This is a genomic window from Streptococcus sp. STC1396, from assembly GCF_058933875.1.
On record NZ_JBZYCU010000007.1, the window covers coordinates 13,770 to 39,667 of the forward strand.

Annotated in this window: 28 protein-coding genes and 1 tRNA gene; 2 read left to right on the forward strand and 27 right to left on the reverse strand. The window is 43.0% G+C overall.

Annotation, left to right across the window (positions count from 1 at the left end):
- Window positions 1-9: 9 nt before the first annotated feature.
- The 8 genes from sufU to AC5FEC_RS03590 form a co-directional block, all read right to left on the reverse strand.
- Complete coding sequence (sufU, locus tag AC5FEC_RS03555; protein ID WP_493661323.1) at window positions 10-447, reverse strand: Fe-S cluster assembly sulfur transfer protein SufU; 438 nt, start codon at window positions 445-447, stop codon at window positions 10-12.
- Window positions 434-1,666, reverse strand: a complete 1,233-nt coding sequence (locus tag AC5FEC_RS03560; protein WP_493661324.1) for a cysteine desulfurase — start codon at window positions 1,664-1,666, stop codon at window positions 434-436. The genes sufU and AC5FEC_RS03560 overlap by 14 nt, the downstream gene beginning before the upstream one ends.
- Window positions 1,667-1,706: 40 nt before the next feature.
- On the reverse strand, window positions 1,707-2,969 hold the full coding sequence (gene sufD / locus AC5FEC_RS03565; RefSeq protein WP_493661325.1) for a Fe-S cluster assembly protein SufD: 1,263 nt from the start codon (window positions 2,967-2,969) through the stop codon (window positions 1,707-1,709).
- Between the two features lie 41 nt (window positions 2,970-3,010).
- Window positions 3,011-3,781, reverse strand: a complete 771-nt coding sequence (gene sufC / locus AC5FEC_RS03570; protein WP_234549838.1) for a Fe-S cluster assembly ATPase SufC — start codon at window positions 3,779-3,781, stop codon at window positions 3,011-3,013.
- 223 nt (window positions 3,782-4,004) lie between these two features.
- On the reverse strand, window positions 4,005-5,171 hold the full coding sequence (locus tag AC5FEC_RS03575; RefSeq protein ID WP_037616137.1) for a glycosyltransferase family 4 protein: 1,167 nt from the start codon (window positions 5,169-5,171) through the stop codon (window positions 4,005-4,007).
- A complete protein-coding gene (gene mecA, locus AC5FEC_RS03580; protein WP_234549837.1) occupies window positions 5,162-5,911 on the reverse strand; it encodes an adaptor protein MecA in 750 nt (249 codons plus the stop codon). Before mecA ends, AC5FEC_RS03575 begins: the two co-directional genes overlap by 10 nt.
- Before the next feature lie 113 nt (window positions 5,912-6,024).
- Window positions 6,025-6,867, reverse strand: a complete 843-nt coding sequence (locus AC5FEC_RS03585; RefSeq protein WP_037616134.1) for an undecaprenyl-diphosphate phosphatase — start codon at window positions 6,865-6,867, stop codon at window positions 6,025-6,027.
- Window positions 6,868-6,955: 88 nt separating this feature from the next.
- A complete protein-coding gene (locus AC5FEC_RS03590) occupies window positions 6,956-8,851 on the reverse strand; it encodes a DUF2207 family protein (protein WP_493661326.1) in 1,896 nt (631 codons plus the stop codon).
- Between the two features lie 127 nt (window positions 8,852-8,978).
- Between AC5FEC_RS03590 and AC5FEC_RS03595 the strand changes: the two genes are divergently transcribed.
- Window positions 8,979-10,544 (forward strand): ABC transporter substrate-binding protein/permease, encoded by a 1,566-nt coding sequence (locus AC5FEC_RS03595; RefSeq protein ID WP_493661327.1) that lies wholly within the window; start codon window positions 8,979-8,981, stop codon window positions 10,542-10,544.
- Window positions 10,541-11,281: an amino acid ABC transporter ATP-binding protein gene (locus AC5FEC_RS03600; protein WP_037616127.1), complete on the forward strand. Its 741-nt coding sequence runs from the start codon at window positions 10,541-10,543 to the stop codon at window positions 11,279-11,281. Before AC5FEC_RS03595 ends, AC5FEC_RS03600 begins: the two co-directional genes overlap by 4 nt.
- A 90-nt stretch (window positions 11,282-11,371) precedes the next feature.
- Here AC5FEC_RS03600 and AC5FEC_RS03605 read toward each other — a convergent pair whose 3' ends face one another.
- From AC5FEC_RS03605 to AC5FEC_RS03695, 19 genes are all read right to left on the reverse strand, one after another.
- Window positions 11,372-11,587, reverse strand: coding sequence for a capsule biosynthesis transcriptional regulator (locus tag AC5FEC_RS03605; RefSeq protein WP_001130035.1), 216 nt, complete (start codon window positions 11,585-11,587; stop codon window positions 11,372-11,374).
- Window positions 11,588-11,692: 105 nt separating this feature from the next.
- On the reverse strand, window positions 11,693-12,592 hold the full coding sequence (locus AC5FEC_RS03610) for an SPFH domain-containing protein (protein ID WP_037616125.1): 900 nt from the start codon (window positions 12,590-12,592) through the stop codon (window positions 11,693-11,695).
- A gap of 93 nt (window positions 12,593-12,685) precedes the next feature.
- Window positions 12,686-13,936, reverse strand: a complete 1,251-nt coding sequence (ilvA, locus tag AC5FEC_RS03615; protein WP_493661328.1) for a threonine ammonia-lyase IlvA — start codon at window positions 13,934-13,936, stop codon at window positions 12,686-12,688.
- A 66-nt stretch (window positions 13,937-14,002) separates the two neighbouring features.
- Window positions 14,003-15,025 (reverse strand): ketol-acid reductoisomerase, encoded by a 1,023-nt coding sequence (gene ilvC / locus AC5FEC_RS03620; RefSeq protein WP_037616121.1) that lies wholly within the window; start codon window positions 15,023-15,025, stop codon window positions 14,003-14,005.
- Window positions 15,026-15,090: 65 nt separating this feature from the next.
- The gene (gene ilvN, locus AC5FEC_RS03625; RefSeq protein WP_037616118.1) at window positions 15,091-15,567 is read right to left on the reverse strand and encodes an acetolactate synthase small subunit; all 477 of its coding nucleotides are present in this window, start codon (window positions 15,565-15,567) and stop codon (window positions 15,091-15,093) included.
- Window positions 15,560-17,260, reverse strand: a complete 1,701-nt coding sequence (locus AC5FEC_RS03630) for an acetolactate synthase large subunit (protein ID WP_493661329.1) — start codon at window positions 17,258-17,260, stop codon at window positions 15,560-15,562. The genes ilvN and AC5FEC_RS03630 overlap by 8 nt, the downstream gene beginning before the upstream one ends.
- Before the next feature lie 277 nt (window positions 17,261-17,537).
- Window positions 17,538-18,137 carry a response regulator gene (locus AC5FEC_RS03635; RefSeq protein WP_493661330.1) on the reverse strand — a complete coding sequence of 200 codons (600 nt, stop codon included), beginning with the start codon at window positions 18,135-18,137 and terminating at the stop codon, window positions 17,538-17,540.
- Window positions 18,134-19,240 (reverse strand): sensor histidine kinase, encoded by a 1,107-nt coding sequence (locus AC5FEC_RS03640; protein ID WP_493661364.1) that lies wholly within the window; start codon window positions 19,238-19,240, stop codon window positions 18,134-18,136. Before AC5FEC_RS03640 ends, AC5FEC_RS03635 begins: the two co-directional genes overlap by 4 nt.
- 4 nt (window positions 19,241-19,244) lie before the next feature.
- On the reverse strand, window positions 19,245-19,979 hold the full coding sequence (locus AC5FEC_RS03645) for an ABC transporter permease (protein ID WP_037616110.1): 735 nt from the start codon (window positions 19,977-19,979) through the stop codon (window positions 19,245-19,247).
- A gap of 12 nt (window positions 19,980-19,991) precedes the next feature.
- A complete protein-coding gene (locus tag AC5FEC_RS03650; protein ID WP_493661331.1) occupies window positions 19,992-20,867 on the reverse strand; it encodes an ABC transporter ATP-binding protein in 876 nt (291 codons plus the stop codon).
- On the reverse strand, window positions 20,854-21,048 hold the full coding sequence (locus AC5FEC_RS03655; RefSeq protein WP_493661332.1) for a hypothetical protein: 195 nt from the start codon (window positions 21,046-21,048) through the stop codon (window positions 20,854-20,856). Before AC5FEC_RS03655 ends, AC5FEC_RS03650 begins: the two co-directional genes overlap by 14 nt.
- The gene (locus AC5FEC_RS03660; protein WP_493661333.1) at window positions 21,045-21,227 is read right to left on the reverse strand and encodes a hypothetical protein; all 183 of its coding nucleotides are present in this window, start codon (window positions 21,225-21,227) and stop codon (window positions 21,045-21,047) included. Before AC5FEC_RS03660 ends, AC5FEC_RS03655 begins: the two co-directional genes overlap by 4 nt.
- A gap of 147 nt (window positions 21,228-21,374) precedes the next feature.
- Window positions 21,375-21,926, reverse strand: a complete 552-nt coding sequence (locus tag AC5FEC_RS03665) for an SP0191 family lipoprotein (protein ID WP_037616101.1) — start codon at window positions 21,924-21,926, stop codon at window positions 21,375-21,377.
- A 104-nt stretch (window positions 21,927-22,030) separates the two neighbouring features.
- Window positions 22,031-23,695 (reverse strand): DAK2 domain-containing protein, encoded by a 1,665-nt coding sequence (locus AC5FEC_RS03670; RefSeq protein WP_493661334.1) that lies wholly within the window; start codon window positions 23,693-23,695, stop codon window positions 22,031-22,033.
- A 2-nt stretch (window positions 23,696-23,697) separates the two neighbouring features.
- A complete protein-coding gene (locus tag AC5FEC_RS03675; RefSeq protein ID WP_037616174.1) occupies window positions 23,698-24,063 on the reverse strand; it encodes an Asp23/Gls24 family envelope stress response protein in 366 nt (121 codons plus the stop codon).
- A gap of 147 nt (window positions 24,064-24,210) precedes the next feature.
- Window positions 24,211-24,399 (reverse strand): 50S ribosomal protein L28, encoded by a 189-nt coding sequence (gene rpmB / locus AC5FEC_RS03680; RefSeq protein WP_001140948.1) that lies wholly within the window; start codon window positions 24,397-24,399, stop codon window positions 24,211-24,213.
- Window positions 24,400-24,531: 132 nt separating this feature from the next.
- The gene (locus AC5FEC_RS03685; RefSeq protein ID WP_493661335.1) at window positions 24,532-25,197 is read right to left on the reverse strand and encodes a LiaF transmembrane domain-containing protein; all 666 of its coding nucleotides are present in this window, start codon (window positions 25,195-25,197) and stop codon (window positions 24,532-24,534) included.
- A 5-nt stretch (window positions 25,198-25,202) separates the two neighbouring features.
- Entirely contained in the window at window positions 25,203-25,649 is a 447-nt protein-coding gene (locus tag AC5FEC_RS03690; RefSeq protein WP_493661336.1) for a LytTR family DNA-binding domain-containing protein, read from the reverse strand.
- Window positions 25,650-25,824: 175 nt separating this feature from the next.
- Window positions 25,825-25,897 (reverse strand) — tRNA-Thr (locus tag AC5FEC_RS03695).
- Between the last annotated feature and the right edge of the window lies 1 nt (window position 25,898).

A 25,898-nucleotide genomic window follows, 5' to 3' on the forward strand; every position in this document is an offset into this window, starting at 1 on the left:
TTCACGTTCTTACTTTTTATCTTCTTCAATCGCTCGCTTGAGGGCATTCCAGCCCAAGGTCGCACACTTAATTCGCTGCGGGAATTTGGCAACGCCTGCTAAAAAAGCGGCATCTCCCAATTCTTTCTGGCGACTGTCTTCTTGGCCCTGAACCATCTGCGAGAAGACCTCTGCTAATTCCAGCGCCTGCTCTTTTGTCTTTCCCAGAACCGCATCCGTCATCATGCTGGCCGAAGCCGTTGAGATGGTACAGCCGGAATTTACAAAGGCAATATTCTCAATCTGATTTTCAGCATTAAACTTCACAGACAGACTGATAACATCCCCACAGGTCGGGTTATTGAGAACTACCTGCTCCACATCTTCTAGTTTCCCATGATGATGGGGGTGAGCCGAGTGGTCGGTCACAACCGCCTTGTAAAGACTGTCTAACTTAGAAAGTGCCATTGAAAAACTCCTTTGTCTTTTCTAAAGCATCTACCAGCTTGTCGCAATCCGCATAGGTATTGTAAATGTAAAAACTGGCACGCACAGTCGCTGGTACCTGTAGATAGGTAAGCAAAGGCTGGGCACAATGGTGACCTGCCCGAACAGCCACTCCTTCGTAGTCTAGAGCCGTCGCGACATCATGCGGATGGAGACCATCTAGGTTAAAGGCAATCACGCCCGAACGCTGGGCCAAATCCTGAGAGCCATAAATGGTCAAGCCTTCCACTGCCTGCAGCTTAGGCAATACATAGGCAATCAAGTCCTGCTCATGCTGTGCAATGGCACCCATGCCCAAGTCTTCCAAATAATCAATGGCCGCCGCAAGACCGATTGCTCCTGCCATATTTGGCGTTCCGGCCTCAAACTTCCACGGAAGCTCCTTCCAAGTCGCTTCCTGCTCATAGACAAAATCAATCATTTCACCGCCAAACTCGACTGGCGATATCTGCTCTAGCAGTTTTTCCTTGCCATAGAGAACCCCGATACCAGTTGGACCTGCCATCTTATGCCCCGAAAAGGCGAAGAAGTCTACATCCAAATCCTGTACATCAATCTTCATGTGCGGAATGGATTGAGCCCCATCTACCACCAAAAGCGCTCCTTGCTGATGAACCAGCTGGGCAATCTCCTTGATGGGATTGATGACACCGAGGACATTGGAAGCCTGAGCCAGAGAGACAAACTTGGTTCGCTCATTGAGCTTGGCACGAAAATCTTCCATATCCAGAGCCCCGTCCTTGAGATAGACATAGACCAGCTTGGCTCCAGTCTTCCTACAAGCTTCCTGCCAGGGAATAACATTGGAATGGTGCTCCATGATAGAAATCAGCACTTCGTCACCAGGCTGCAGCCTTTCAGCCGCAAACCGAGCCACCCAATTGAGACTCGTCGTGGTTCCTCGTGTAAAGAGAACCTCTCTGCTAAAAGCTGCATTGATAAAAGCACGAACTCTTTCTCTGGCTGCTTCATAGGCCACTGTTGCCCGCTCAGCTAGTGTATGCACACCGCGGTGGACATTGGCATTGTCTCTAAGATAGTAGTTTTCGATAGCCGCCAGCACCTGCTTGGGTTTCTGGGTTGTCGCCGCATTGTCCAAATAAACCAAAGGCTCATCATTGACAATTTGGTCCAAAATGGGAAAATCTTGCTTGATTGCTTCTGCATTAAATCTGGACATGAAGACTCCTATCTACTTACATGGGACAAGGCCCAGCATTTTATCTTTTTGCGAGAATAATATCGATATTTTCAATCATTTCATCACGGACTTCCTTGACAGGGATTTCCACAATCACTGAGCCTAAGAAGCCACGCACGACCAAGCGCTCTGCTGTCGCCTTGTCAAGACCCCGACTCATGAGGTAGTACATATCTTCTGGATCTACCTGACCGATAGAGGCCGCGTGACCAGCTGTCACATCATTCTCATCAATCAAGAGGATGGGATTAGCATCTGAGCGAGCTTGGTCAGACAGCATGAGAACCCGGCTTTCCTGCTGGGCATCTGCTCCCTTGGCACCTTTGATAATATGGCCGATACCATTGAAGGTCAAGGTTCCTTTTTCTAGGATAACCCCGTGCTGCAGGATATTTCCGATAGAGTTGCAGCCATAGTTAGTTACGCGGGTGTCAATTCCCTGAACCTGCTTACCGCTTGAGAGAGCCACCACTTTCATATCCGCATGGCTGCCCTTGCCATAGAGGTCGCTATCAAAGTCAGCCACGACATTGCCTTCGTTCATAACGCCGATAGCCCAGTCAATCATGGCATCGTTGTCCAGCTTACCGCGACGGCTGATATAAGCTGTTACATTTTCGCCTAGGCGGTCAATGGCTGAAAACTTAATCTGAGCTCCAGCTTGGGCAATGACTTCGACAGTGATGTTGGCTGTTGCTGGAACAGACCCTTTGCCATAAGTTTCTAAACGTTCCAGATAGTTGACCTTTGAGTGCTTGCCTGCGATAATCAAAATATGCTTGTTAAAAGGAACATCGCTTTCGCTGTCCTGATAAAAAATTCCTTCAATCGGCTGGTCAATCTCAACATTATCCGGCACATAAAGCACCGCACCGCTGTTGAAATAGGCCGTATGGTAAGCCGCTAATTTGTCCTCATCATACTTGACTGCGGACATGAAATGCTTCTCCACCAGCTGTGGAATCTCCTCCAAAGCAGAGTGGAAATCAGTGAAGACCACACCTTGCTCTGCCAAATCTGCTGGCAGCTGCTCAAGGACAGTTTGAGTTCCCATTTGGATAAACTTGAGATTGTCTCCGAGAGCCGTAAAATCTGGCACACTGGTCAAAGGCTCGCTATCAGAAATCCGTCCGTCTCCCAGATTCCAGCGGTGAAATTTAACCCGCTCAATAACTGGCAAATCCAGTTGGTCCATCTTGTCAAAAGCCTGCTGACGGAGATTTGCCAACCATACTGGTTCTGCGTGAAGCTGTGAAAATTCGTGAATTAATTCTTTCGTCATGTCATTCTCCTATCTTTTATCAAAGTCAAAAGAATGTTTGACTAAGCTTCCTCAGTGTAGTTGAAGCCCAACTCTTCAGCCAACTTAGCATAGCCTTCTTTCTCCAAGCGGATTGCCAATTCTGGACCGCCAGAAAGAACGACTTTACCATCCATCATGACATGAACCACATCTGGAGTGATATAGTTGAGCAGGCGTTGGTAGTGGGTGATAATCATAGCACCAAAGCCTTCACCGCGCATAGCGTTGACCCCTTTGGACACAACCTTAAGAGCATCGATATCCAGACCTGAGTCAATCTCATCCAAGAGCGCAAAAGTCGGCTCTAGCATGAGCAACTGCAGGATTTCGTTGCGTTTTTTCTCACCACCTGAGAAGCCTTCATTGAGGTAGCGCTCAGCCATTTCTTCTTTCATGTTGAGCAGTTCCATCTTTTCATCTAGTTTCGTGATGAAATCACGGACAGAGATTTTTTCCTCATCTTCTTTGCCAGCATTCATAGCAGCACGGAGAAATTCTGCATTAGTAATACCAGGAATTTCACTAGGGTACTGCATAGCGAGGAAGAGTCCCATACGAGCACGCTCGTCTACTTCCAGTTCCAAGATATTGACCCCATCAAAAAGCACCTCTCCTTGAGTCACTTCATAGTTAGGGTTGCCCATGATGGCTGCAGACAGTGTAGACTTCCCTGTTCCATTTGGTCCCATGATGGCTGCAACTTCTCCTGTTTTCAGGGTCAAGTTGACTCCCTTAAGAATTTTCTTCCCTTCAATTTCAACATGAAGGTCTTTGATTTCCAATACAGACATGATTGTTTTCCTTTCCTTTTTCATACTTTTTGAAGACCAGCTGTTCAATACTTTCTTTCAGATATTTGATTTTCCAACTCCAAATTTCATCAGAAAAGCTAATTTTCGGCATTTTTTAAGATGAAGATCCTCAACGCTGATTTTCATTAAGCATGCTGTTTTATACTCTTTTTAGTATACCAAAAAAAAGCCTGAAAGGCTTTTATTTTGTTTAGAGCAGCTCTTATTGGCGATGTTTTTCCTGCCACTTGCGACGAACCTCTTCACGGTAGGAAGAATTACCTATAAAACGCATAATGTTTAGGAGAGGGGTACGGTTTGGCCCTAAAACACCAACCAATTCTGCTAGCAATTCTACACCCCAAAACAAGCCAAGTATGAGTAAAACTCCACCAATACGGCTCGATACATTGAGCAAGAGAGAAATCATAGCAAAAATCATTGAAATGCCATAAATGACTAAAACAGTTCCTCTATGAGTCAATCCTAGTGATAAAAGTCTGTGATGAAGGTGATGCTTATCCGGAGTATAAAACTTTTGTCCCGATAGAGTTCGGCGAATGATCGCTAAAAAAGTATCGGTAATCGGCACTCCTAAAATAATCATGGGAGTTACTACCGCAACAGCTGTCGCATTTTTCAGCCCTTGTAAGGACAAGACAGCTATCATAAATCCTATAAAAAGGGCACCCGTATCACCTAAGTAAATAATAGCTGGGTGGTAGTTGTAAGGAAAGAATCCAGCGATAGACATCACCAAAACAAAAATTGTCAAAGTTAGAAAGAGATGGTGCCCAGGAAGAAAGAAATAGGAAACAATCCCCATGGTCACCAAAGAAATGATGGAAACTCCGCTGACTAAACCATCCAAACCATCAATCAGATTGACCGCATTGGTAATGGAAATAATCCAAATCACTGTCAAAATATAAGACAACCAAGGAGCAAAATGAAGGAAAGGTCCTCCAAAAGGAATCTTGAAATCATCCAAGCGAAAGTCTGTCAGGAACCATATTAAACTAGCCGCTAAAACAATACCACTCATTTTTAGGGCTGGAGATAGCTCTCTAACATCATCAATCAAGCCCGTAGCAGCAATAATCAGTCCGCCTAAAACAACCGGCCAAACATATTCAAGGTAACTTTGTGCCAAAAGCTGAACTTGAACAATCTGAGGCATAAAAACAAGGGTGGAGACAGTAAAAGCAATAACAATGGCTAGGCCACCACTGCTAGGCATGGGTTTTTTGTTGATCCGCCGGGCATTTGGATAATCGACCGCTCCTATCTTGAAGGCTAACAGCCGAACTAACGGAGTCAGAATGACTCCAATAAAGAAGGTTCCCAGCAAAACCAAAATAAACTTTAAGGGAAAAGTAATCATAGGCATTCAACCTTTTGCAGACTGGAAATCGCATCTGTCACTAATAACAGATAGCCATGCTCTTGCAAGACCGCACGCGTGATAGCTGAGTCTTCCGCAAATTCACGCATCTTGGCCAAAAGCCAAGCTGGATAGCGCTCTGGGAAACCTTCCACATCTACCAAAATCGTTAAATAGTATGCTGAATCATATTTATACAATTCTGAGAGGTCTATTTGATAATCTACTGTTTTAGCAAAAGAGACCGCACTGTTTAAATCCGCAAAACGCAAGATGTAGTAGATATACCGGTCAGCATTTTCAGGTTGAGATTCCTCCCTTACATCGTCAGAAACCGTCTCCTGCTCAGTCTCTACAGCCTCCAAGGATTTAATCGCTTCTAAGTCTTCCTTACTCTTATCAAAAATGCTTTTTTCTAAGGTCTTTAAAAATTCATCCGGAGACATCTGGGATAATTCCGCCATGTCAGGCAAATCGGTCAAGTCTTCAAAATTCAAGTTTTTATCCAATTTAGACTTGGTGACAAAAACATCTACCTTATCTGGCTTAGGCGTCACCCGAAAACTCAACATACCACTGTCAAGGAAACTTTCAGGCATTTCTAGCTCATCTAAGATGGTATAGAAAAATTCCTCTGTTTTTTCTTGAGGGACTAGAAAATCCGCCATTTCCATACCACGTTCTTCTAAGTCTTCTAATTGGATGGTGATTTTAATCGTCGAATCACTAATCTGTTTCATTTCCATGTCGCTACCTCATACTTTCATAGTCTTTCTATTATACTAAAATTTCGCACTTATTTCAAAAAATAGCTAGCAAACTTCACAAAGAAAAGGTCGGGAAATATCCCAACCCATGATTATCCAATAATCGCCTTGATAAGAGCATAAACTATCAACAAAGCTCCCAATCCAATCCGATATTTACCAAAAATAGTAAAATCATGCTTCTTGACATAGTCTGTCAGAAAACGAATCACAACTAAACTGACTCCGAAAGCCACTCCCATCGCTACTAGCAAAAGGAAAAACTGATCCCAGCCTAAAGCATTACCCTTGATGATGAATTTAAGGATTTTCAGGCCGCTGGCACCAAACATAATCGGAATTCCCAGATAGAAGGTAAACTCTGTCACAACGGGCCGGCTGACACCATTTAAAAGACCGCCGACAATCGTCGCACCTGAGCGGCTCGTCCCTGGAAAGAGGGATAAAACTTGGAAAAGGCCGATATAAAGGGCTGTTTGATAGGGAAGCTTACTCAACTCTGTCACAGTTGGTGCTTCTTGCTCCCGCCGCTCCAGATAGATAAAGGCTGCTCCATAGACAATCAGCATAATCGCAACGGATACTAGATTATAAAAATGCGCTTCAAACCAGTCATCTAGGAAAAGGCCAATAAAAGCTGCAGGGAAAGCTGCTACCACTACCTTAGCCCACAACTGCCACGTGCGACGAATTTCCCGCGCAGTTTTACCAGGCTTAAAAGGATTCAGCTTATCAAAATAAATCACAACAACGGCCAAAATAGCTCCCAGCTGGATGACCACATTGAACATCTCCATGAAGGCTGGATTTTCATTTTTATACTTGATAAAATCTTGAATCAGAATCAAGTGGCCAGTGCTCGAAATCGGCAGCCACTCCGTAATTCCCTCAACAATTCCATAAATGATGGATTTCAATATTTCAACGATAAACATATCTAACTCCTAAAACAACTTTAGCACTTATTATACCATATATTGGGGGAGAGGGGAAGTTCTCCCAGAGCCTTTCGCTAGCTTTTTATCAAAAGGCTCCGCCACCTCCGCCTCCGCCTCCGCCAGAGAAGCCACCGCCACCACTACCTCCCGATGAAACCGAGAAATGACTGGCCGTTGAAGCAACATGACCATAATTTGAAAAACTATGGGAACTTGCATAGAAAAGAGGGTGCAGATTATATTGGATATAGCCATCCATCGAAGCATTTCCCAAGGAAATCTGGCGCAGTTTCATCACGCGACTGACACGATCCGCATAACCAAAGAGCGTAGCATAGACCAAGAGACGGTTCCACAGAATGATTCCCTCCACCTCTGTCTTATCTAGGTGAGCAATGTCACGCAGCATATTGGCAAAGCTCTTCCAGAGATAAAAATCGTAGGCTCCTTCTTCACTTAAAATACCATCACGCCGATAGATCTGCAGGTCTTTTATCAGTAGAGAACCCATAAGAAAAGCAAGGCTGCCCAGTGGAATAGAAGACCAGATAATACCATCTAAAGCCAGCAGAAAGGCCAAGAAAGTCAGCAGAGATGTCCCAAAGGAAAGAAAACTAGCAGCCAGCGCTGTTCTAAATAATAATTTTTCTTCTCGGTTTAATGGGCGATAGTGGTTCAGCAAGTTCAGACGTTGAGTCTCCAAGCGTACTTGATCAGACAAGGTCTGTAGATTAGCCGTAAAACGATTTTTAATGCTACTTCCAATTTGGCGGATTCGTGCCTCATCTTTTGCTTTTTTATTTTTATAAAGATCTTCTGAAATCTGATAATCTTCAAACAAATCCGCTACTGCCACTTGTTTATTTGTCCCAAAAGCCATCTTCAGGAATTGACCTTCAAAATCTGACAAACCTTCTTTAGAAAGCAGCTTCAGGACCGGCTTATCGACATCTCCCAAAAGCTGGATATGGCCTCGATCCATCAGATCCAGCAGGCTAGCCTGTACCAGATTTTCAAATTTTAAACAAGCTCGTCCGCCATTTGTCGGATCGACTTCCTCCATATCCACGGCAAAGATATTAGCCGCTAGGACCAGCGGGGCGAGATTTTGCGGAGCTTCATAAAGTCGAGCGTTTTTGGGGAAATTCTTTCTAGGTTGAATCTTAGAACGAAAAATCAGATAACATATTCCCGAAGCTATCAGCAAAAACAAGGCAAAGAGAGGCAGATAAACTTCTCCCGAGCGATGATAAAACTTGGTCTGAGCCACAATCTTCTCTTCAATTTCTTGAAATTTTTTCAGATAGTCAGTTTCCGTCGGATTCTGGGCAACCTGATGTAGGGCCTGCCGATCCCAGTATCCATGCAATTCGACTTTCTTACCACTAGGTAAATGAGAGATCTGAATCCAATAGTCGGCGCCATTCCTCTCTACAACAGTCGGCTGCCCAAAATAGCCTGTATGAGCATACATCTCTGTTGTAGACCAGCTTCCTAGGCCCCAAACCTTAATCCTAACACTTTTAATCTTCTCTTCCCAATCACTGATAGGAGTCCACTTTAGCTCAGCAATATCCTTATGAAGAAAAAGAAGATTACTCAACTTCCAGGTGACTGTTACAGTGACCGTATCCCCTTCTTGGCCCGCATTGTAAATCTTGACCTCATAACCATCTCCTAAATCTGTGATTTGTGGCTCAAAGTTAGACTTTGTGATTCCATTGGTTTTTACGGAAACAGTCGGATCCGAAGCGATAGAAAATCCTTCTGGCATTTTACCAGCAGAGCCCAGCGAAACAATCTGGCCATTGTAATCATCATCAAAATGATAAGTCACCTGCTCTATGTAGGTTGCTGTATTATTAGCTTGGATTTCCAAATCCCCTTGATAGGACTGGATTTGATAGTCCAAAGCCGACACCGTCCCAACAAAGAAAAAACTTAAAAGAAGGACAAAAATTCCAGACAAATACTTTTTCATAACTCAATATCCTTTTTATACTTATCCTATTATAGCATTTTTCTTAAGTAAGGGCTTACTGGGATTGAAAAGCGCCGTATTTTTCGGTAGAATAGAGAAAACAATTTTAGAAGGACTAGGAGAGAATATGAAAAAGTTCATTTTAACCTTATTTACAGCCCTCCTCGTCTGTCTGGGAACCCTCACTGTGGCTCAGGCAGATGACTATCTCCGAATTGGGATGGAAGCGGCCTATGCTCCTTTCAACTGGACACAGGATGATGATTCAAACGGAGCTGTCAAAATCGAAGGAACAAATCAATATGCCAATGGCTATGATGTCCAAATTGCTAAGAAAATTGCTCAGGAAATGGGCAAGGATCCGCTGGTTGTAAAGACTTCTTGGAATGGACTGATTCCAGCCTTGACATCTGGTAAAATCGATATGATTATCGCTGGTATGAGCCCAACGGCTGAACGTAAAAAAGAAATCGCTTTTTCCGACAGCTACTACACCAGTGAGCCTGTTGTGCTGGTCCGAAAAGACGGTGACTACGCCAAAGCCAAGACTCTCGAAGACTTCAAAGATGCCAAAATCACTTCCCAACAAGGAGTTTATCTTTACAATCTGATTTCCCAGCTGCCTGGAGCAAAGCAAGAAACAGCTATGGGAGACTTTGCGCAAATGCGCCAAGCCTTGGAATCTGGCGTCATTGACGGCTATATCTCCGAGCGCCCTGAAGCCCTGACAGCCGAAGCTGCTAATTCTAAGTTCAAAATGATCCAATTCAAGCAAGGTTTTGATGTTAGCGAAGAAGACGCCTCAATTGCCATCGGTATGCGTAAAGGTGACAGTCGAATTGACCAAGCCAATGCTGCCATCGCTAAAATCTCAATGGATGACCAAGTGAAGCTGATGGATCAGATGATCAAAACTCAGCCTGTGGACACCGATACAGACGATGCTGATGATACCTTCTTCAATCAAGTACTGAAGATTTGGAAAGAAAACTGGCCACAGTTTGTACGTGGAGCTGGCTTGACCTTGCTCATTTCCATCACAGGGACAGTTGCTGGTCTACTGATCGGCTTGCTGATTGGAGTTTACCGGACAGCCCCAGTTTCCAAAAATAAAGTTTTAGCTTCCCTACAAAAACTATTCGGTTGGTTCTTGAATATCTATATCGAAGTTTTCCGCGGTACACCAATGATTGTACAGTCTATGGTCATCTACTATGGAACAGCCCAGGCTTTTGGCATTTCGATTGACCGGACAGCTGCCGCTATCTTTATCGTTTCTATCAATACCGGTGCCTATATGAGTGAGATTGTCCGCGGTGGTATCTTTGCCGTTGACAAGGGACAATTCGAAGCGGCTACTGCGCTAGGAATGACCCACGGCCAAACCATGCGTAAGGTTGTCCTGCCACAGGTGGTCCGCAACATTTTGCCTGCAACGGGTAATGAATTTGTCATCAATATCAAGGATACATCCGTCCTGAATGTCATCTCCGTAGTGGAGCTCTACTTCTCAGGAAATACCATTGCAACTCAGACTTATCAGTATTTCCAAACTTTCACCATTATCGCAGTCATTTACTTTGTCTTGACCTTTACCGTCACTCGAATCTTACGTTTCATCGAGCGGAAATTTGACACAGATCATTACACAACAGGTGCCAATCAAATGCAGACGGGAGAATTGAAACAATGACCGAAACAATTTTAGAAATCAAACATCTCAAAAAATACTATGGAGAGAATGAAGTCTTGAAAGACATTTCTCTGACTGTCCGCAAGGGCGAAGTTATCTCCATTATCGGAAGTTCTGGTAGCGGAAAATCAACTTTTCTCCGCTCCATCAACCTCCTCGAAACACCTACTGCTGGCGAAATTCTCTATCGTGGCAAAAACGTCTTGGATGAAAACTATGATCTGACTCATTACCGCGAAAAATTAGGTATGGTGTTCCAAAGTTTCAATCTTTTTGAAAATCTCAATGTGCTGGAAAATACCATCGTAGCTCAGACAACCGTACTCAAAAGAGAGCGTGCTAAGGCAGAAAAGATTGCCAAAGAAAATCTGGAAAAGGTGGGCATGGGAGAGCTCTACTGGCAAGCCAAGCCTAAACAGCTCTCCGGCGGACAAAAACAGCGGGTTGCCATTGCGCGTGCACTTTCCATGAATCCTGATGCTATCCTTTTCGATGAACCAACTTCGGCTCTTGACCCAGAAATGGTCGGTGAAGTCCTGAAAATCATGAAAGAATTGGCTAAAGAAGGCCTGACCATGATTGTCGTGACCCACGAAATGGAGTTCGCCCGTGATGTTTCCAACCGTGTTATTTTCATGGATAAAGGAGTCATTGCAGAGGAAGGCACTCCGCAGGAATTCTTTACCAATCCTAAAGAAGAACGGACAAAAGAATTCCTACAGCGCTTTTTGAAATAAACAATTTACAACACAAGACGGTCAAAACTCAACCGTCTTGTGTTTTTATTTACAAAAACAAAAAAAGCGGGTTTCCCCACTTTTTGAAGATTAGTCTTCAAACTTTTCATGATTTTTGTCGTAGAAATCAATCAAGCCAAGAGCTGTTTCAAAAGAAATATTCTTTACTTTTGCCCGTCCTTGAGCAAGAGCAATAATTGACATTTCACGCGCGTTTGTTTCTTTACTAATACGGTAACCTGTAATTTTTTTGTCACGAACCCAACCAACAACTGATTCTACTTTTTCAAAATTCGATTTAGCCATTTCTTACTCCTCTCTATTTATTTCGATAACTACTATAATTGTTTTTATACAGTTTGTCAACATAAAAAACCATATTCTAACAAATTAAATATTTCTGAAAATTCTTTATTTTGCTTTGAGGGCTGAAAGTATCTGTGTTCTAATACTTTCTACCCCTTCTGGATTCGCTGGAAGGAAAAGCGTATTATTGCCAGGTTTATCTGCAAAATTATTCAGTGTGTCAAGATATTGATTGGTCAACAAAATGGACATGATCTGCTCTTCTGTCAACTCAATATTTGCGCCTTTCAACTCTTTAATAGAATCTGCTAAGCCATCCACAATAGCCTTCCGCTGCTCTGCAATACCAACCCCGTGCAGACGGTCTTTCTCAGCCTCAGCCTCAGCCGCAGTGACGATTTTGATCTTATCTGCTTCCGCCAATTCCTGAGCAGCAACACGCTTGCGCTGCGCCGCGTTAATTTCATTCATGGACTGCTTGACTTCCGCATCTGGCTCAACCTTAGTAATCAAGGTTTTGACAATGATATAGCCATAAGTGGACATTTCTTCAGCCACCTGCTTTTGAACTTCTAAGGCAATCTCGTCTTTCTTTTCAAAGAGCTCGTCTAAGGTCAGTTTAGGAACAGAAGAACGCAGGGCATCTTCGATGTAAGACTTAATCTGTGCTTCTGGCCGCATGAGTTTATAGTAAGCATCTGTGACATTGTGTTCATTTACCCGATACTGGGTCGCAACATTCATGGTCACAAAGACATTGTCCTGAGTCTTGGTCTCAACAATGATGTCACTCTGCAACAAACGCAACTGGACACGAGCGGCAATTTTGTCAATTCCCAAAGGCAAACGGATATTCATCCCACTTGTGCTGGTCTTGTGGTAACGTCCAAAACGCTCAATGATGGCAACAGACTGCTGACGCACAACGTAGAGCGAGCTGAGGACTAGTATTCCAAAGAGAACCAAGAGAATGAGAAAGAAGAAAAAGAATAGACTTAAAAACATAATCACATCTCCTTAATTTAATATAGTATATTCTAGCACACTCCTCAATCGCTTGCAATTAAAAAGCAGAGTTTTGCTAAAATATCTTTAGATTCAGACCAACATATTATAAAGAGTTTCATTTCCGTTCAGATTGATGAAGGATGGGTCAAACTGCTCAATTCGATTAATCAGTGCAGCATAGTCATACTTGTTTGCCAGTGCAATCCCAATCAAGACTGGACCAGTTCCTTTGCTAGCCCGCTTGATATATTCAAATCGGGTGATATCATCATTTGGCCCTAAAATATCATTTACAAATTCACGTAAGGCACCTGGTCGCTGCGGGAAGTTTACCACAAAGTAGTGTTTAATCCCATCATAAATAAGGGCACGCTCTTCCATCTCCGGCATACGGTTAATGTCATTATTACCGCCCGAAATGATACAGCAAATCGTTTTTCCTTTGATATATTCACGCAACACTTCCAAGGCTGCTACACTTGCTGCCCCTGCTGGCTCTGCTACGATTCCCTGCTTCGAATAAAGGTCGATCAGCGTTTCTGAAATCAGACCTTCATCGACGCCGATAAGGGTTTCGACATTTTTTTGCGTTACTTCGTAAGTCAAAGAGCCGACTTTCTGCACCGCAATGCCATCCGCAAATTTATCAATTTCTTTAAGTTTGACTGGACCGCCTGCATCGAAAGCAGCCTTCATGCTACGGGCTCCATTGGCCTCTACTCCAATAATCTCAATCTGTGGCTGGGTCTCCTTAATATAAGTGGATACCCCCGCGATGAGACCACCGCCACCTACTGGCACAAAAACTAGGTCTAAATCAATGGATTCTCGAGCCGCATCATCTAAGATTTCATAGCCAACCGTTCCCTGACCAGCCTGAACATGAACATTATCAAAAGGATCGATAAAGGTCCGATTCTCTACTCGGGTAAATTCCATGGCTGCCCGAGCAGAAGCATCAAAAGTGTCACCTACTAGCTTGATAGTCACAAAGTCCCCACCAAAAAAGCGAACCTGACTAATTTTCTGCTGAGGAGTCGTAATGGGCATAAAAATTGTCGCTGGAATTTTCATTTCATTACAAGTATAAGCTACTCCCTGAGCATGATTACCCGCAGAAGCACAAACAACTCCACGTTCGCGTTCCTCCTTGCTCAACTGAGAAATGGCATAATAGGCTCCACGGATTTTGAAGGAGCGCACACGTTGAGAATTTTCTTTTTTTAGATAAATCTTGGCTCCATACTTCTCCGACAAATAATGGTCATAATCAAGCGGCGTATTGACAACGACATCTTTTAGTACCTTATGGGCACGGATGATATCTTTTGCTGTTAACATTCCTTTTCCTTTCCAAATAGGTTAAACAAACTCAGCTGGCTTGCCAGCTGAGTTTCCCACACGATCTTAGTTGTAGATTTTGAAAGCATCGTCATCGTTTTTACCAACGAATGGCATCGCTTTACGCAATTCAGCACCGACTTTTTCAATTTCAAGGTTAGCCGCTTGTTCGCGATAAGCAGTCAATTTCGGACGACCTGCCTTGTAGTCGTTTACAAAGTCGTTTGCGAATTTACCATTTTGGATGTCAGCAAGAACAGCCTTCATGTTTTCTTTAACTTGCTCTGTAATCACGCGCGGACCAGATACATAATCACCATATTCAGCTGTGTTTGAGATGGATTGGCGCATCTTCTTGAAACCACCTTCGTAGATCAAGTCAACGATGAGTTTCATTTCGTGAAGAACTTCAAAGTAAGCCAATTCTGGTGCATAGCCAGCTTCGGTCAAGACTTCAAATCCAGCTTCAATCAGGGCAGTCAAGCCACCGCAGAGAACGGCTTGTTCACCAAAGAGATCTTCTTCTGTTTCTTCTTTATAAGTTGTTTCAAGAAGTCCAACACGGGCACAACCAACACCCTTACACCAATCCATGGCGATGTCTTTAGCATTTCCAGTCGCATCTTGGTAAACTGCATACAGAGCAGGCACACCAAAGCCTTCTTCAAAGGTACGGCGCACCAAGTGACCAGGTCCCTTAGGAGCACACATGAAGACATCTACATCAGCAGGAACCTTGATAAATTCAAAATGGATATTGAAGCCATGTGCAAAACCAACAGCATTACCAGCCTCCAAATTTGGAGCGATTTCCGCTTCATAAAGCTCTTGTTGGATTTCGTCTGGCGCCAAGATCATGATGACATCAGCCAATTTAGCCGCTTCTGCTACTGTATAAGTCTCAAAGCCATCTTCTTTAGCCTTGTCAAATGACTTACCTGGACGCACACCGATAATCACATCATGGCCAGTATCACGCAAGTTTTGCGCATGGGCATGACCTTGTGAACCATAGCCAATCACGGCAATTTTCTTACCGTCAAGTGCTGCTACTTTTACATCTTTTTCATATTCCATTGTTACTGCCATCTTTTACACTCTTTTCTATCTTTTATTTGCCTTTTTAGGCTGTTATAACGGAGTCATTAGTAAGGTTAGTCTCTCGTAAAACCGATTGCTCCAGTCCGAGCAATGTTGCGGATACCATAAGGACGGATGACACGAAGCAAGGCCTCGCTTTTTTCAGCATCCCCTGTCATTTGAATAGTGATGGAACTCGGTGCGACATCCACGACTGTTGCACGGAAAGGCTGAATAATCGCTAACAGCTCTGCCCGTTTATCTGCAGGAGCCGAGACCTTAACGAGAATCACTTCGCGCTCTAAATGTGGATGGTCGGTGATGTCTCGAACACGGATCACATCAATTTGACGGTTAAGCTGCTTGATAATCTGCTCCACTTCAGCCAGAGAAGCCACATCGATTATAATGGTAATCCGAGAAACATCAGGAGTCTCTGTCGGACCGACTGAGATACTTTCAATATTAACCTGACGCCGAGAAAGGACACCTGTGAAACGATTCAAAACGCCTGAACGGTTTTGGAGTTTAGCTGTTAACATTCTACGCATTAAACTTCACCCCCAACATTTCATGATTGCTCTTGCCAGCTGGCACCATTGGAAGCACGTGCTCTTTGCGGGAAATATCTACTTCGATAAACATCGGCACATCTTCTCGGATGACTTCCAAATCTTGAGTAATGGTTTCTGGATTGTTAAACTTATAAGATTTAACGCCATAAGCCTGAGCCATTAATTGAAAGTCTGGAAGGCTGTCAAAAACTGATTCCGACGTTCTGCCTTCATAAAAGGCTTCCTGCCATTGCCTAACCATTCCTAACGAATGATTATTCAGCATAATCACCTTAATCGGTACTTTATAAATGTTTAGGATGGCCATTTCCTGATTGGTCATCTGATAGCCACCATCCCCGACAAAAAGAACAACTTCTTTATCTGGATTAGCAATTTTAGCACCGATTGCAGCTGGGACACCGAAGCCCATGGTTCCAAGTCCACCAGAAGTGACTAGTTGACGTTCATTTTTATAGGGATAATACTGAGCTGTCCACATCTGGTGTTGTCCAACATCTGTAACAACAATGGCCTCTCCTTTGGTTAGCTTGCCCACACACTCAATGACAGCCTGCGGCTGGACCACACGTTCTTTTTTGTCATAAGAACGAACCCGATTTTTATCTTCGGTTACTTTGTCAATCCACTTTTTTGTATTATTGTGAACGGGATCTTCTGCCAAAAGCATCGTCAAAGCTTTCTTGGCGTCTCCAACAACCGGAATATCGACATTGATAATCTTTCCAATTTCTGCCGGATCGATATCAATATGCACAACCTTTGCATTCTTAGCAAAGGTCTTGGGATTCCCCGTCAAGCGGTCATCAAAACGGCAGCCTATGCTAATCATAAAATCAGCTTCTGTCATAGCAATGTTTGCAGCAAATGAACCATGCATGCCGCCCATTCCTAGGAAAAGCGGATGATCTGTCGCAATCGTTCCCTGTCCTAACAGACTCGTCACAACCGGAATTTGATAACGCTCCGCAAAAGCTACTAATTCTGTCGCTGCTTCCGCATAGCTAACTCCACCTCCTGATACAAGAACAGGTTTTTTAGCTTTGGACAATTGCTTCAAAATCTTCTTGATTTGCAATTCGTTTGGAACAATTGTTGGTTGGTAACTTGGCAAATGAACAGCCGGATCATAAATAAAATCAGTTTCCAAAGCAGAGACATCTTTTGGAAGATCAATGACAACCGGACCTGGACGGCCTGTCGTCGCAATATGAATTGCTTCTGTGATAATCCGCGGAATATCCGCAGTTTCACGAACCTGATAATTATATTTAGTGATAGGAGTTGTAATGCCAACAATATCTGCTTCTTGGAAGGCATCTTTCCCAATTCCAGATTTGGCAACCTGACCAGTGAAAACCAAAAGGGGAACACTGTCACTCATAGCATCTGCGATGCCAGTAATAGCGTTGGTCGCTCCCGGTCCACTAGTCACAACAGCAACACCGATTTTACCCGTTGACTTAGCGTAACCTTCAGCTTCATGGACACAACCTTGCTCATGCCGACCTAGAATATGACGAATGCCTTTAAAACTATAGATAGCGTCATAAAGCGGCAGGACCGCTCCGCCTGGATAACCAAAAATAGTATCAACACCTAAGTTTTCTAAGGTTTCTAAAAGAAGTTCCGAACCTGTCTTCGGAGTTTCCAGTTTGATTTTCTCCATAATTCCCCTTTCTAAAATCGAGAATGTTCAAAACTAAGTGTCTACTTTTATATCATCAGCCAGCAAAGCCCTATTCCTGAAAATGAAATGCTGCCGATTAATTTTGGACAATCAGTCTAATCTCAATTATTAATTTACAATTTTCTAAAAATTCAAAAAGCTTTCTACTATGATAACATTTTTGAAAAAAATTGCAAGTATTGCGTGAAATTTTTTAAATTTTGAACAAAATATGCAACAAAATCTCGCTAAATCCGAATTTAACGAGATAAGTTCTTTATATCCATCCTTGATCTTGAGCGATCCGAACCGCTTCTGTGCGATTGTCGGCTGCCAGTTTGGTCAGGATAGCTGACATATAGTTGCGAATGGTCCCATTTGATAAATAGAGCTTTTCAGCAATTTCTTTATTAGAAAGCCCAGTTGCTGCTGCCTCTAGGACTAGAAGCTCTTGATGGGAGAGGGGATTTTTATGGGTCATCAACACTTCCATAAGTTCAGGCGAGTATTCTTTTTGTCCAGCCAAGACAGTATGGATGGTCTTCATCAGGTCAGCAATACTACGCTCCTTGAGTACGTAGGCATCAACATCCGCCTTGACCGCTCGCTCAAAATAGCCTGGCCGCTTAAAAGTCGTCACAATGATGACCTTGACAGCTGGCTGATACTCCTTCATCCATTCTAGAACATCCAGTCCCGTCTGATAGGGCATTTCCACATCCAAGATAGCCACATCGACTGGATTGGTCTTGAGCAGCTCCATGGCTTCACGTCCATCTGCCGCCTGATGAACTACTTCAACATCTGGCTGCAACTGCAAGAGCTGACAAAGAGCATCCCGAAGCATACTCTGGTCTTCTGCTAATAATACCTTCATCTTTCATCTCCTTTAACCCTATACGGCAAGTGCACGCGAATAATGGTTGGCTTGTGATTGCTGATGACCTCCACGCTACCGTCAAGTCCCTCCAAGCGCTCACGTACCGAATGCAAGTCTTGGCCCGTCACTTGCTTAAAGCCTCGGCCGTCATCTTCAACTTCCAAGATCAAATCTCGGTTCTGACTATACAAATCAATTCTGGACTTCTTGGCCTCCGCATGCTTGATAATATTGGTTGCCAATTCCAACAAAATCATACTAATGGTAAACTGTATTTCCGTAGGAATGCTGGCGACATTGAGCTGATTATGAAGCTCCAAGTCAATATCGCTCATTTCCAGCATGGTTCGGATTGTTGCTAATTCTTCATCCAGCGTCCGCGTCTTGAGATTGTCTACAATTCGTCGAACATCAGCCATGGCCTGCTTACTGATTCGTCGCACTTCCTCCATCTCTTTCTCCGCCTGCTCGTAGGCCTCCATTTGCAGGAATTGCTGGGCCAGCTCCGTCTTGACACTGAGCATAGCAAAGGTATGTCCTAAACTATCATGTAAATCCCGTCCGATTCGATTGCGCTCATTTTCCGCTAAGAAAAGATTGAGCTGAGCATTCTGCTTGCTTTTTTCTTCCTTGAGCTGTTCAGCGACTTGGATCCGATGCAGACCCAGGGTCAAGAAATCCGAAAAGAGAAAGGTCGTTGAGAAAAGAATCAAATCACCTATACTTATTTGATTTTGAATATAAACCCCAAACAAAATAGCCGGTTGGATAGCTAAGAAACTCCAGAAGCGCCAAGATGTAAAGGAAATTTCCTTATAATGATAAATTAGAAGATTTGATAAATAAAAAATATACCACACAAAGCCCCCATTCAGCCAAATGGAAGTGTAAAAAATATAAGCAAGCATGATCCACCAGGACAGCGCCTGGTAGAAAGGCTTTTTCTCCGTGAGGATGGTGTAATAGGCCCCTATAAACAATGCTGTCCAAAGCAAAGTCAAAAGCGGGTACTCACCACTGATGACACCCGCTATTGGAAAGATGATAAAGACCAGAGAAATATGAAACATATGATGTATGTTTTTGAACTTTTCCCACATATAATTATTTAACCTCAATCCGTTTTTTGAGCTGAAGGACTAAAATACTAAAGAAAATGGTATAGGCTAGAACGATTAGCATAGCAGACACATTCCAGTTATGGTGTTCCAAATAGGAAGAGACCACCTGCATGAGCTGATAACTTGGTGTTAGCTTGCCGATGGATCGTAGCCAGTCTGGAAACATAGTCAGAGGAAACCAAAGGCCACCCAAGACCGCTAAAGCCATATAAACGATATTGCCTACGACCGACATGAGCTGGGCACTGGGCAGGAGACTGACCAAGACGCCCATTGCGATAAAGACCAGACTACCGATCAAAAGAATCAGTGCAATCATTAGCCAGTCCATCATGGGCACATTGACTCCACGAACGAAATGGCCGACAGAGAAGACCACGATGATGGAAAGCAGAAAGGTCAGTAAAGTACTAAAAAGCTTTGATACATAATATTCTACCATAGAAACGGGCGAATGCTGAATCAATTTTTGCCAGTTATTGGTCTTGTCCGACTGCAAGGTGCTGGGAATGCTGAAAAAGGCACTAGACATGATACTAAAAAGTGTCATAGAAAAGAGATAGGTTTGGAGCACAAGCACCGGTACATCAGAACCTGACATTATTCCTGAAAAGATCAGATAGAAAACGCTGGGCAGCCCGATAGAGAGCAGGTAGTAGGCCGCCTGCCGCTTCATCAAAATCAGCTCCATTTTCATTAAACTTACCATATTTTTCATGATGCTGCTCCTTTACTCTTGTGTCGTCTCAAAAATACTATCCAGCAGGGTGCGATTGCGGACTTCGATTTCTTCAATCGTACAGCCATGCTCCTGCAGAATTTGCCAGACTTGACTGGCATCCTTGGTCGCAAAAGATAGAGCCTTTTGCTTGATTTCAATCTCTGCCACACCAGCTATCTTTTCCACGATTTCTTTATAGGAAAGTGGCAGGGTGAAGTGTTTTTCCTGCTCTTCCTTGCGCATGGCATAAGGTGTGGTATCGCGGATGAGCTCTCCCTTATGAAGCACCAAAATCCTGTCAGCCGTATGCTCTACTTCTTCAATGTAGTGGGAAGAATAAACAATGGTCACACCTTGCTTCTTGAGCTGGTCCACTATTTCCCAGAAATGCTGGCGGGTCGAAGTGTCCATGGCCGAAGTCGGTTCATCCAAGAAAAGAATCTTTGGACGACCAATCAAGGCTAAGATAAAGGAAAAAAGACGTTTTTGACCACCAGAGAGCTTGGAAGCCAGCTGGTTCCTCTGCTTGTCAGAAAAGCCCAACAAGGCATCGATTTCCTCTTCAGACAGGCTATTAGGATAAATAGAGCGAAAGAAAGCGAGGAGTTCCTTGACTTTCAAATCCCCCACCACTGTATTTTCCTGAGGCAAAATGGCAACCATCTCTTTTAAACGATTATCCGTTGGCTTTAGCCCCTGAACCAGCGCTTGACCGGAAGTCAGGAATTTATCGCCTAGGAGACAGTCCATCAGAGTTGTTTTACCTGCTCCGTTGGGGCCAATCAGAGCCACACAATCCCCTTCTTCAATGTCAAAGGAAATGTGGCGTAAGATTTCCTTCTCCCGAATGCTTTTAGATAACTTTTTCACTTCAATCAATTTCATGACTTGCCTCCTTAATAAAATCATAGATGAACGGCCAGATGACAAAGATAGCTAGAATCAGCCCCCAGATACCTAGATAGAACTGCCGGGGTAGAAATCCCAATAAGAGACCTGTCGTCATCTGAAAACACCATAAAGCAATTGAAAATCCAATGAATAAGATGGATAGAGATTTTTTCATTTCTTCTCTCCCCTCTTGCCTAACTTGGTCGCTTCCTTTAGGACATAACTAGCCATTCCCAAGCTAGCAAAAATCTCCCAAGGAAAGTGGTAAAGTCCCGCTCCGCTCATTCTTGCCAATTGGTGAAACATCATCCCAACAAGACTCAAGACTGTTACTTTTATCAACCACATTTTCATGTATCCACTCCTAATTTCTTCATTTCTTACTTGTATTATAGAACTTCCTCCCTCTTCCGACTAGATGATTTTGTCACTGCCTGATATGACAAATGTCATGGTTTCTAGACAGCAAAAAAGACGAGATGACTCGCCTTTTAAATATTCTTATTCTTCTTTCAAGCCGCCCAATTTCATCCCTAAAATAAACATTTCCGGAGTCGCATCTTTTATATCACTTATGCCAAAGTCTTCGAAGTAAGATAAGTCTTCTACCTTATCCACATTAATTTTCTGTAAATCCAGATCAATCACAACCTGCAATTTTTTATCAGCCGTTACCGAATAATCAGCGGAAAAACCATCTAACCGCTGAGCTTCTACAAAATCCGGGTCTTCTTGCATAGCTTCGCGAATCAGTTTGGTCAGTTCATTTGGGCTCATCGTAGCAGCGACATCTGTTATTTCCTGAGGAAGCTCACTAATCAATTCCATGCGGAGACGCAGCAACTTTTTCCCTTGGTAGGTAATAGTATCTCGGTGTTCTATGCCATCAATCTTCCCAACAAGAACCTTGCTGATGATTTTCTGATTAGTGGGTGATTCTACAGAGGAGGTGCTGCTTGATGTTTGATTCGGTCGATTTGAATGCCTATTCAATAAAGCACAGCCCGACAATAAAACCGAAACTACAGCCAAAAGAAAGGCTAATCTTTTCATATTTTATTACTCCTTTTTATTTTTAGTATAACATAATATCCTTTTCCTGTCTAAGTATTTCCTGCCGCAAAGCAAAAAGGCAATTCAACGATTGCCTAAATGAATTATTCTACACTAAAAATGTATGGATAGACTGGCTGATTTCCTTGATGGATTTCAACTTCTACATCTTCATACTCTTCCATCAGATCTTGAGCCAAACCGTTCGCCAATTCCTCGTTGCCGTCTTCTCCGATATAAATGGAAACAATTTCACTGTCTTCATCCAACATCTTCGCAAAGGTTGCTTTCAAAGTTGCCAGCATATCTGGATTTGACACAACGATTTTGCCATCAACCATTCCCAAGTTGTCATTTTCATGGATTTCCAAGCCATCAATCGTCGTATCGCGAACTGCAGTCGTAATGCTACCGCTGACCACATCACTCAAAGCAGCCGTCATCCGCTCATGGTTCTCTTCGATTGTTTTTCCAGCATCAAAGGCCAAGAGACTCGTCAAACCTTGAGGAAGCGTACGCGTCTCAATCACTGTCGTTGGTTGCTCAAGCACTTCTGCAGCTGATTGAGCCGCCATAAAGATGTTTTTATTGTTTGGCAAGAAAATGATATTGCGCGCATTAACCTGGTCAACAGCCTTGATAAAGTCCTCCGTAGAAGGGTTCATGGTCTGACCGCCAGAAATGACATAGTCCACTCCCTGAGCCTTAAAGATTTCAGCTAGACCGTCACCAGCTACAACTGCAATAATGGCATATTCTTTTTCTTCGGCTGGCTTGGTAGCTTTTTCTTCCTTTTCAAGCTGGGCTTCGTGCTGATTGCGCATGTTGTCCACTTTTACCTTAACTAGACTACCGTACTTAAGTCCTTCTTGCATGACAAGACCTGGATCTTCTGTATGGACATGGACCTTAACAATCTCATCGTCATTGACCACCAAGAGAGAATCCCCTAAATCATTTAAATAATTGCGGAATTCATCATAGTCAAAGTCCTTGACATAGGTTGGACCTTGCTTCAAAGCCACCATGATTTCTGTACAATAACCAAAAGTGATGTCTTCTGTCGCCACATGCCCTGCTACAGACTTGTGGTGTTCAGCATTGATCATCTGGCTCATCGTAGCCGGAGTCGCTTGGAAATCTTCTGATGCAATATACTCGCCAGTCAAGGCAGACAGGAAGCCTTCATAGATAAAGACCAGACCTTGACCACCAGAGTCCACAACGCCGACTTCCTTAAGAACTGGCAACATATCCGGCGTTTTAGCAAGGGCCGTCTTTGCTCCCTCAAGGGCCGCTTTCATGACTTCAACAGCATCATTTGTCGCTTCAGCTTTCTTCTTAGCACCGATAGCCGCACCGCGGGAAACAGTCAAAATCGTTCCCTCAACTGGCTTCATAACAGCCTTATAGGCCACTTCTACACCTGATTGGAAGGCACGAGCCAACTCTTTCCCATCTAACTCATCTTTCCCTTTCACACTTTGCGAAAAACCACGGAAGAGTTGAGAAGTGATAACTCCAGAATTTCCACGCGCACCCATCAAGAGTCCCTTGGCAAAGATAGCAGCCACTTCACCGACCGTAGAAGCTGACTTGTCCGCTACTTCTTTAGCACCATTTTCAATGGTCATGCCCATATTGGTACCTGTGTCCCCATCTGGAACTGGAAAAACATTTAACGAATTGACATATTCAGCCTGTTTATTTAAACGAGTTGATGCTGCCTGCACCATTTCTTGAAATAAACTAGTAGTAATATTTGACACGATTATTCTCCTACAACTTTAATATTTTGGATATAAACATTCACTGTGTGGGCAGTGATTCCGAGTTGATTTTCCAAACTAAACTTGACCCGTTCTTGGATGTTTTTGGAAACTTCACTGATTTTAACGCCGTAACTCAAAACGGTATAAACATCAACTGCAATGCCACCATCTTCAGTCGTTTTCACTACCACACCCTTGGCATAGTTTTCTTTACCCAAAAGTGCTTGAAAGTTGTCTTTAATTGCCTTCTTGCTGGCCATACCAACCACACCAAAAATTTCAGTCGCTGCACCGCCAACGATTGTCGCAATCACATCATCAGTCAGTTCGATTTGACCATCTTTTGTATTGATCTTTACAGTCATCATTTGTACCTCAAAAGTATTTTATAGTTTATTTTACCATATTTTAGACAGGGTGTAAAAGAGGAAGGATAGAAATAAACTGTCTAGCCTGAAAATTAAACCAACAAAAAAAGGAAAGAAAGAAATCTTTCCAATCCCTTTTATACATTAAACGCGTTCAACTTTACCTGACTTAAGCGCGCGAGCTGAAGCCCAAACTTTTTTAGGTTTTCCGTCAATCAAAACAGTAACTTTTTGAAGATTTGGTTTAACAGCGCGTTTTGTTTGGTTCATCGCGTGAGAGCGGTTGTTTCCAGATACAGTCTTACGACCTGTAAAGTAACATACTTTAGCCATTATCGTGTTTCCTCCTATTAGATCTAATATTACGGATGTGCTAGCACCACATACCGTACTATATTACCAAAAAACTCACTATTTGGCAAGTAAATTTTCCCAAACTTTGTAAAATGTGACAATAATCCGTTTTCAAATATAAACAATCTTCAACGTTCCAAAGGCAATGTCGCCTCGTATATACAAGGTTTTATCCTTTTCATTGACATTATGCGGATTAACGACTGTACCGAAAGCATTATCCACATTTAGCTCTACCCGCCAGTTACTTGGAATGTAAAGTGTCGCACTACCGAAAGACAGATCTACTTCAAAAGTTGCTGACTCCTCTACGATGGTTACATTATCAAAGTAAACTGATGCACTGCCAAAAGTACAGTCTAACTTCTCGTAGGTGAAGTTATCTGAGTTAATATAGCGAGTGCCGCTACCAAAGGAAATTTCCCCCTCAGTCGTGGATAGGCCTTTTCTAGAAAAATGACGATAGCACCAAATCTTTCGAGGCTTAAAAATCATATTTAAACCAATACAAGCCAGAATACCGCCCAAAACCAAGGTTCCTGTAGAAATTGCTAAAAAGTGGTAGACAGAATTGGCAATAATCAGGGCAATCATCGACATGACGAGACCAGTGCCAAAATCTCGCTCCAAGAAATTTTCCAAGGAAAAATAGACAAACATACCAATCAAAAGCAGGGGCCAGATATTAAAATTGAACATGGGAATGCCAAAATTTCCCTGTAGCAGAACCCAGCCCGCCAAAACCAAAAAACCGATTCCCAAAATTGTTTTTTTCATGATGATTACCTCACTTCACTTAACTTTTCTTTTAACAACTGATAATAGTGCCTTGAAACATGCACTTTCTTATGCGTTTTAGAAAACTGTACAGAACTGGTGCCTGAGAAAGACTTTTCTAAAGAATAGATTGCCTTAGCATTCACAATGGTTGATTTGGAAATCCTGCAAAAATAGCGGGGAAGTAATTCCTCCAATTCGTAGAGTTTCAACTTGACTTCATAAGCATCGTTGCGAACATGGGCAAATATTTTAGCTCCATCGGTCTCAAAAAAGAGAATCTCCGCTAACTCCACAAAATACTCACTACTTTCCTTATAAAAGAGGATGGTTGGAGCAGCAGATTCTTCTAGAACATCTTGAATTTTTTGAATTCGTTCATCAATCCGAGATACTCGAATCACTAATTCTGTATCAGCTAAACTGTCATCTAGCTCAATCCGAACTTTCATATGCACTTCTCCCCTCTTCCTATTTTTATTATAACAATTCCTTGAAAAGAAACAAGGGATTTTCAGTAAGTGGTTAATATCGACTGGTAAGTGGTTAAATCGACTAGGTGAACATTCCGTTTCTTCACAAGTAAAAAAAGAAACCTTGGCTTAACAAGATTTCCCTTTATAAACATGCCGATTGCAGGGTTCGAACCTGTGACCTACGCGTTACGAGTGCGTTGCTCTACCAACTGAGCTAAATCGGCG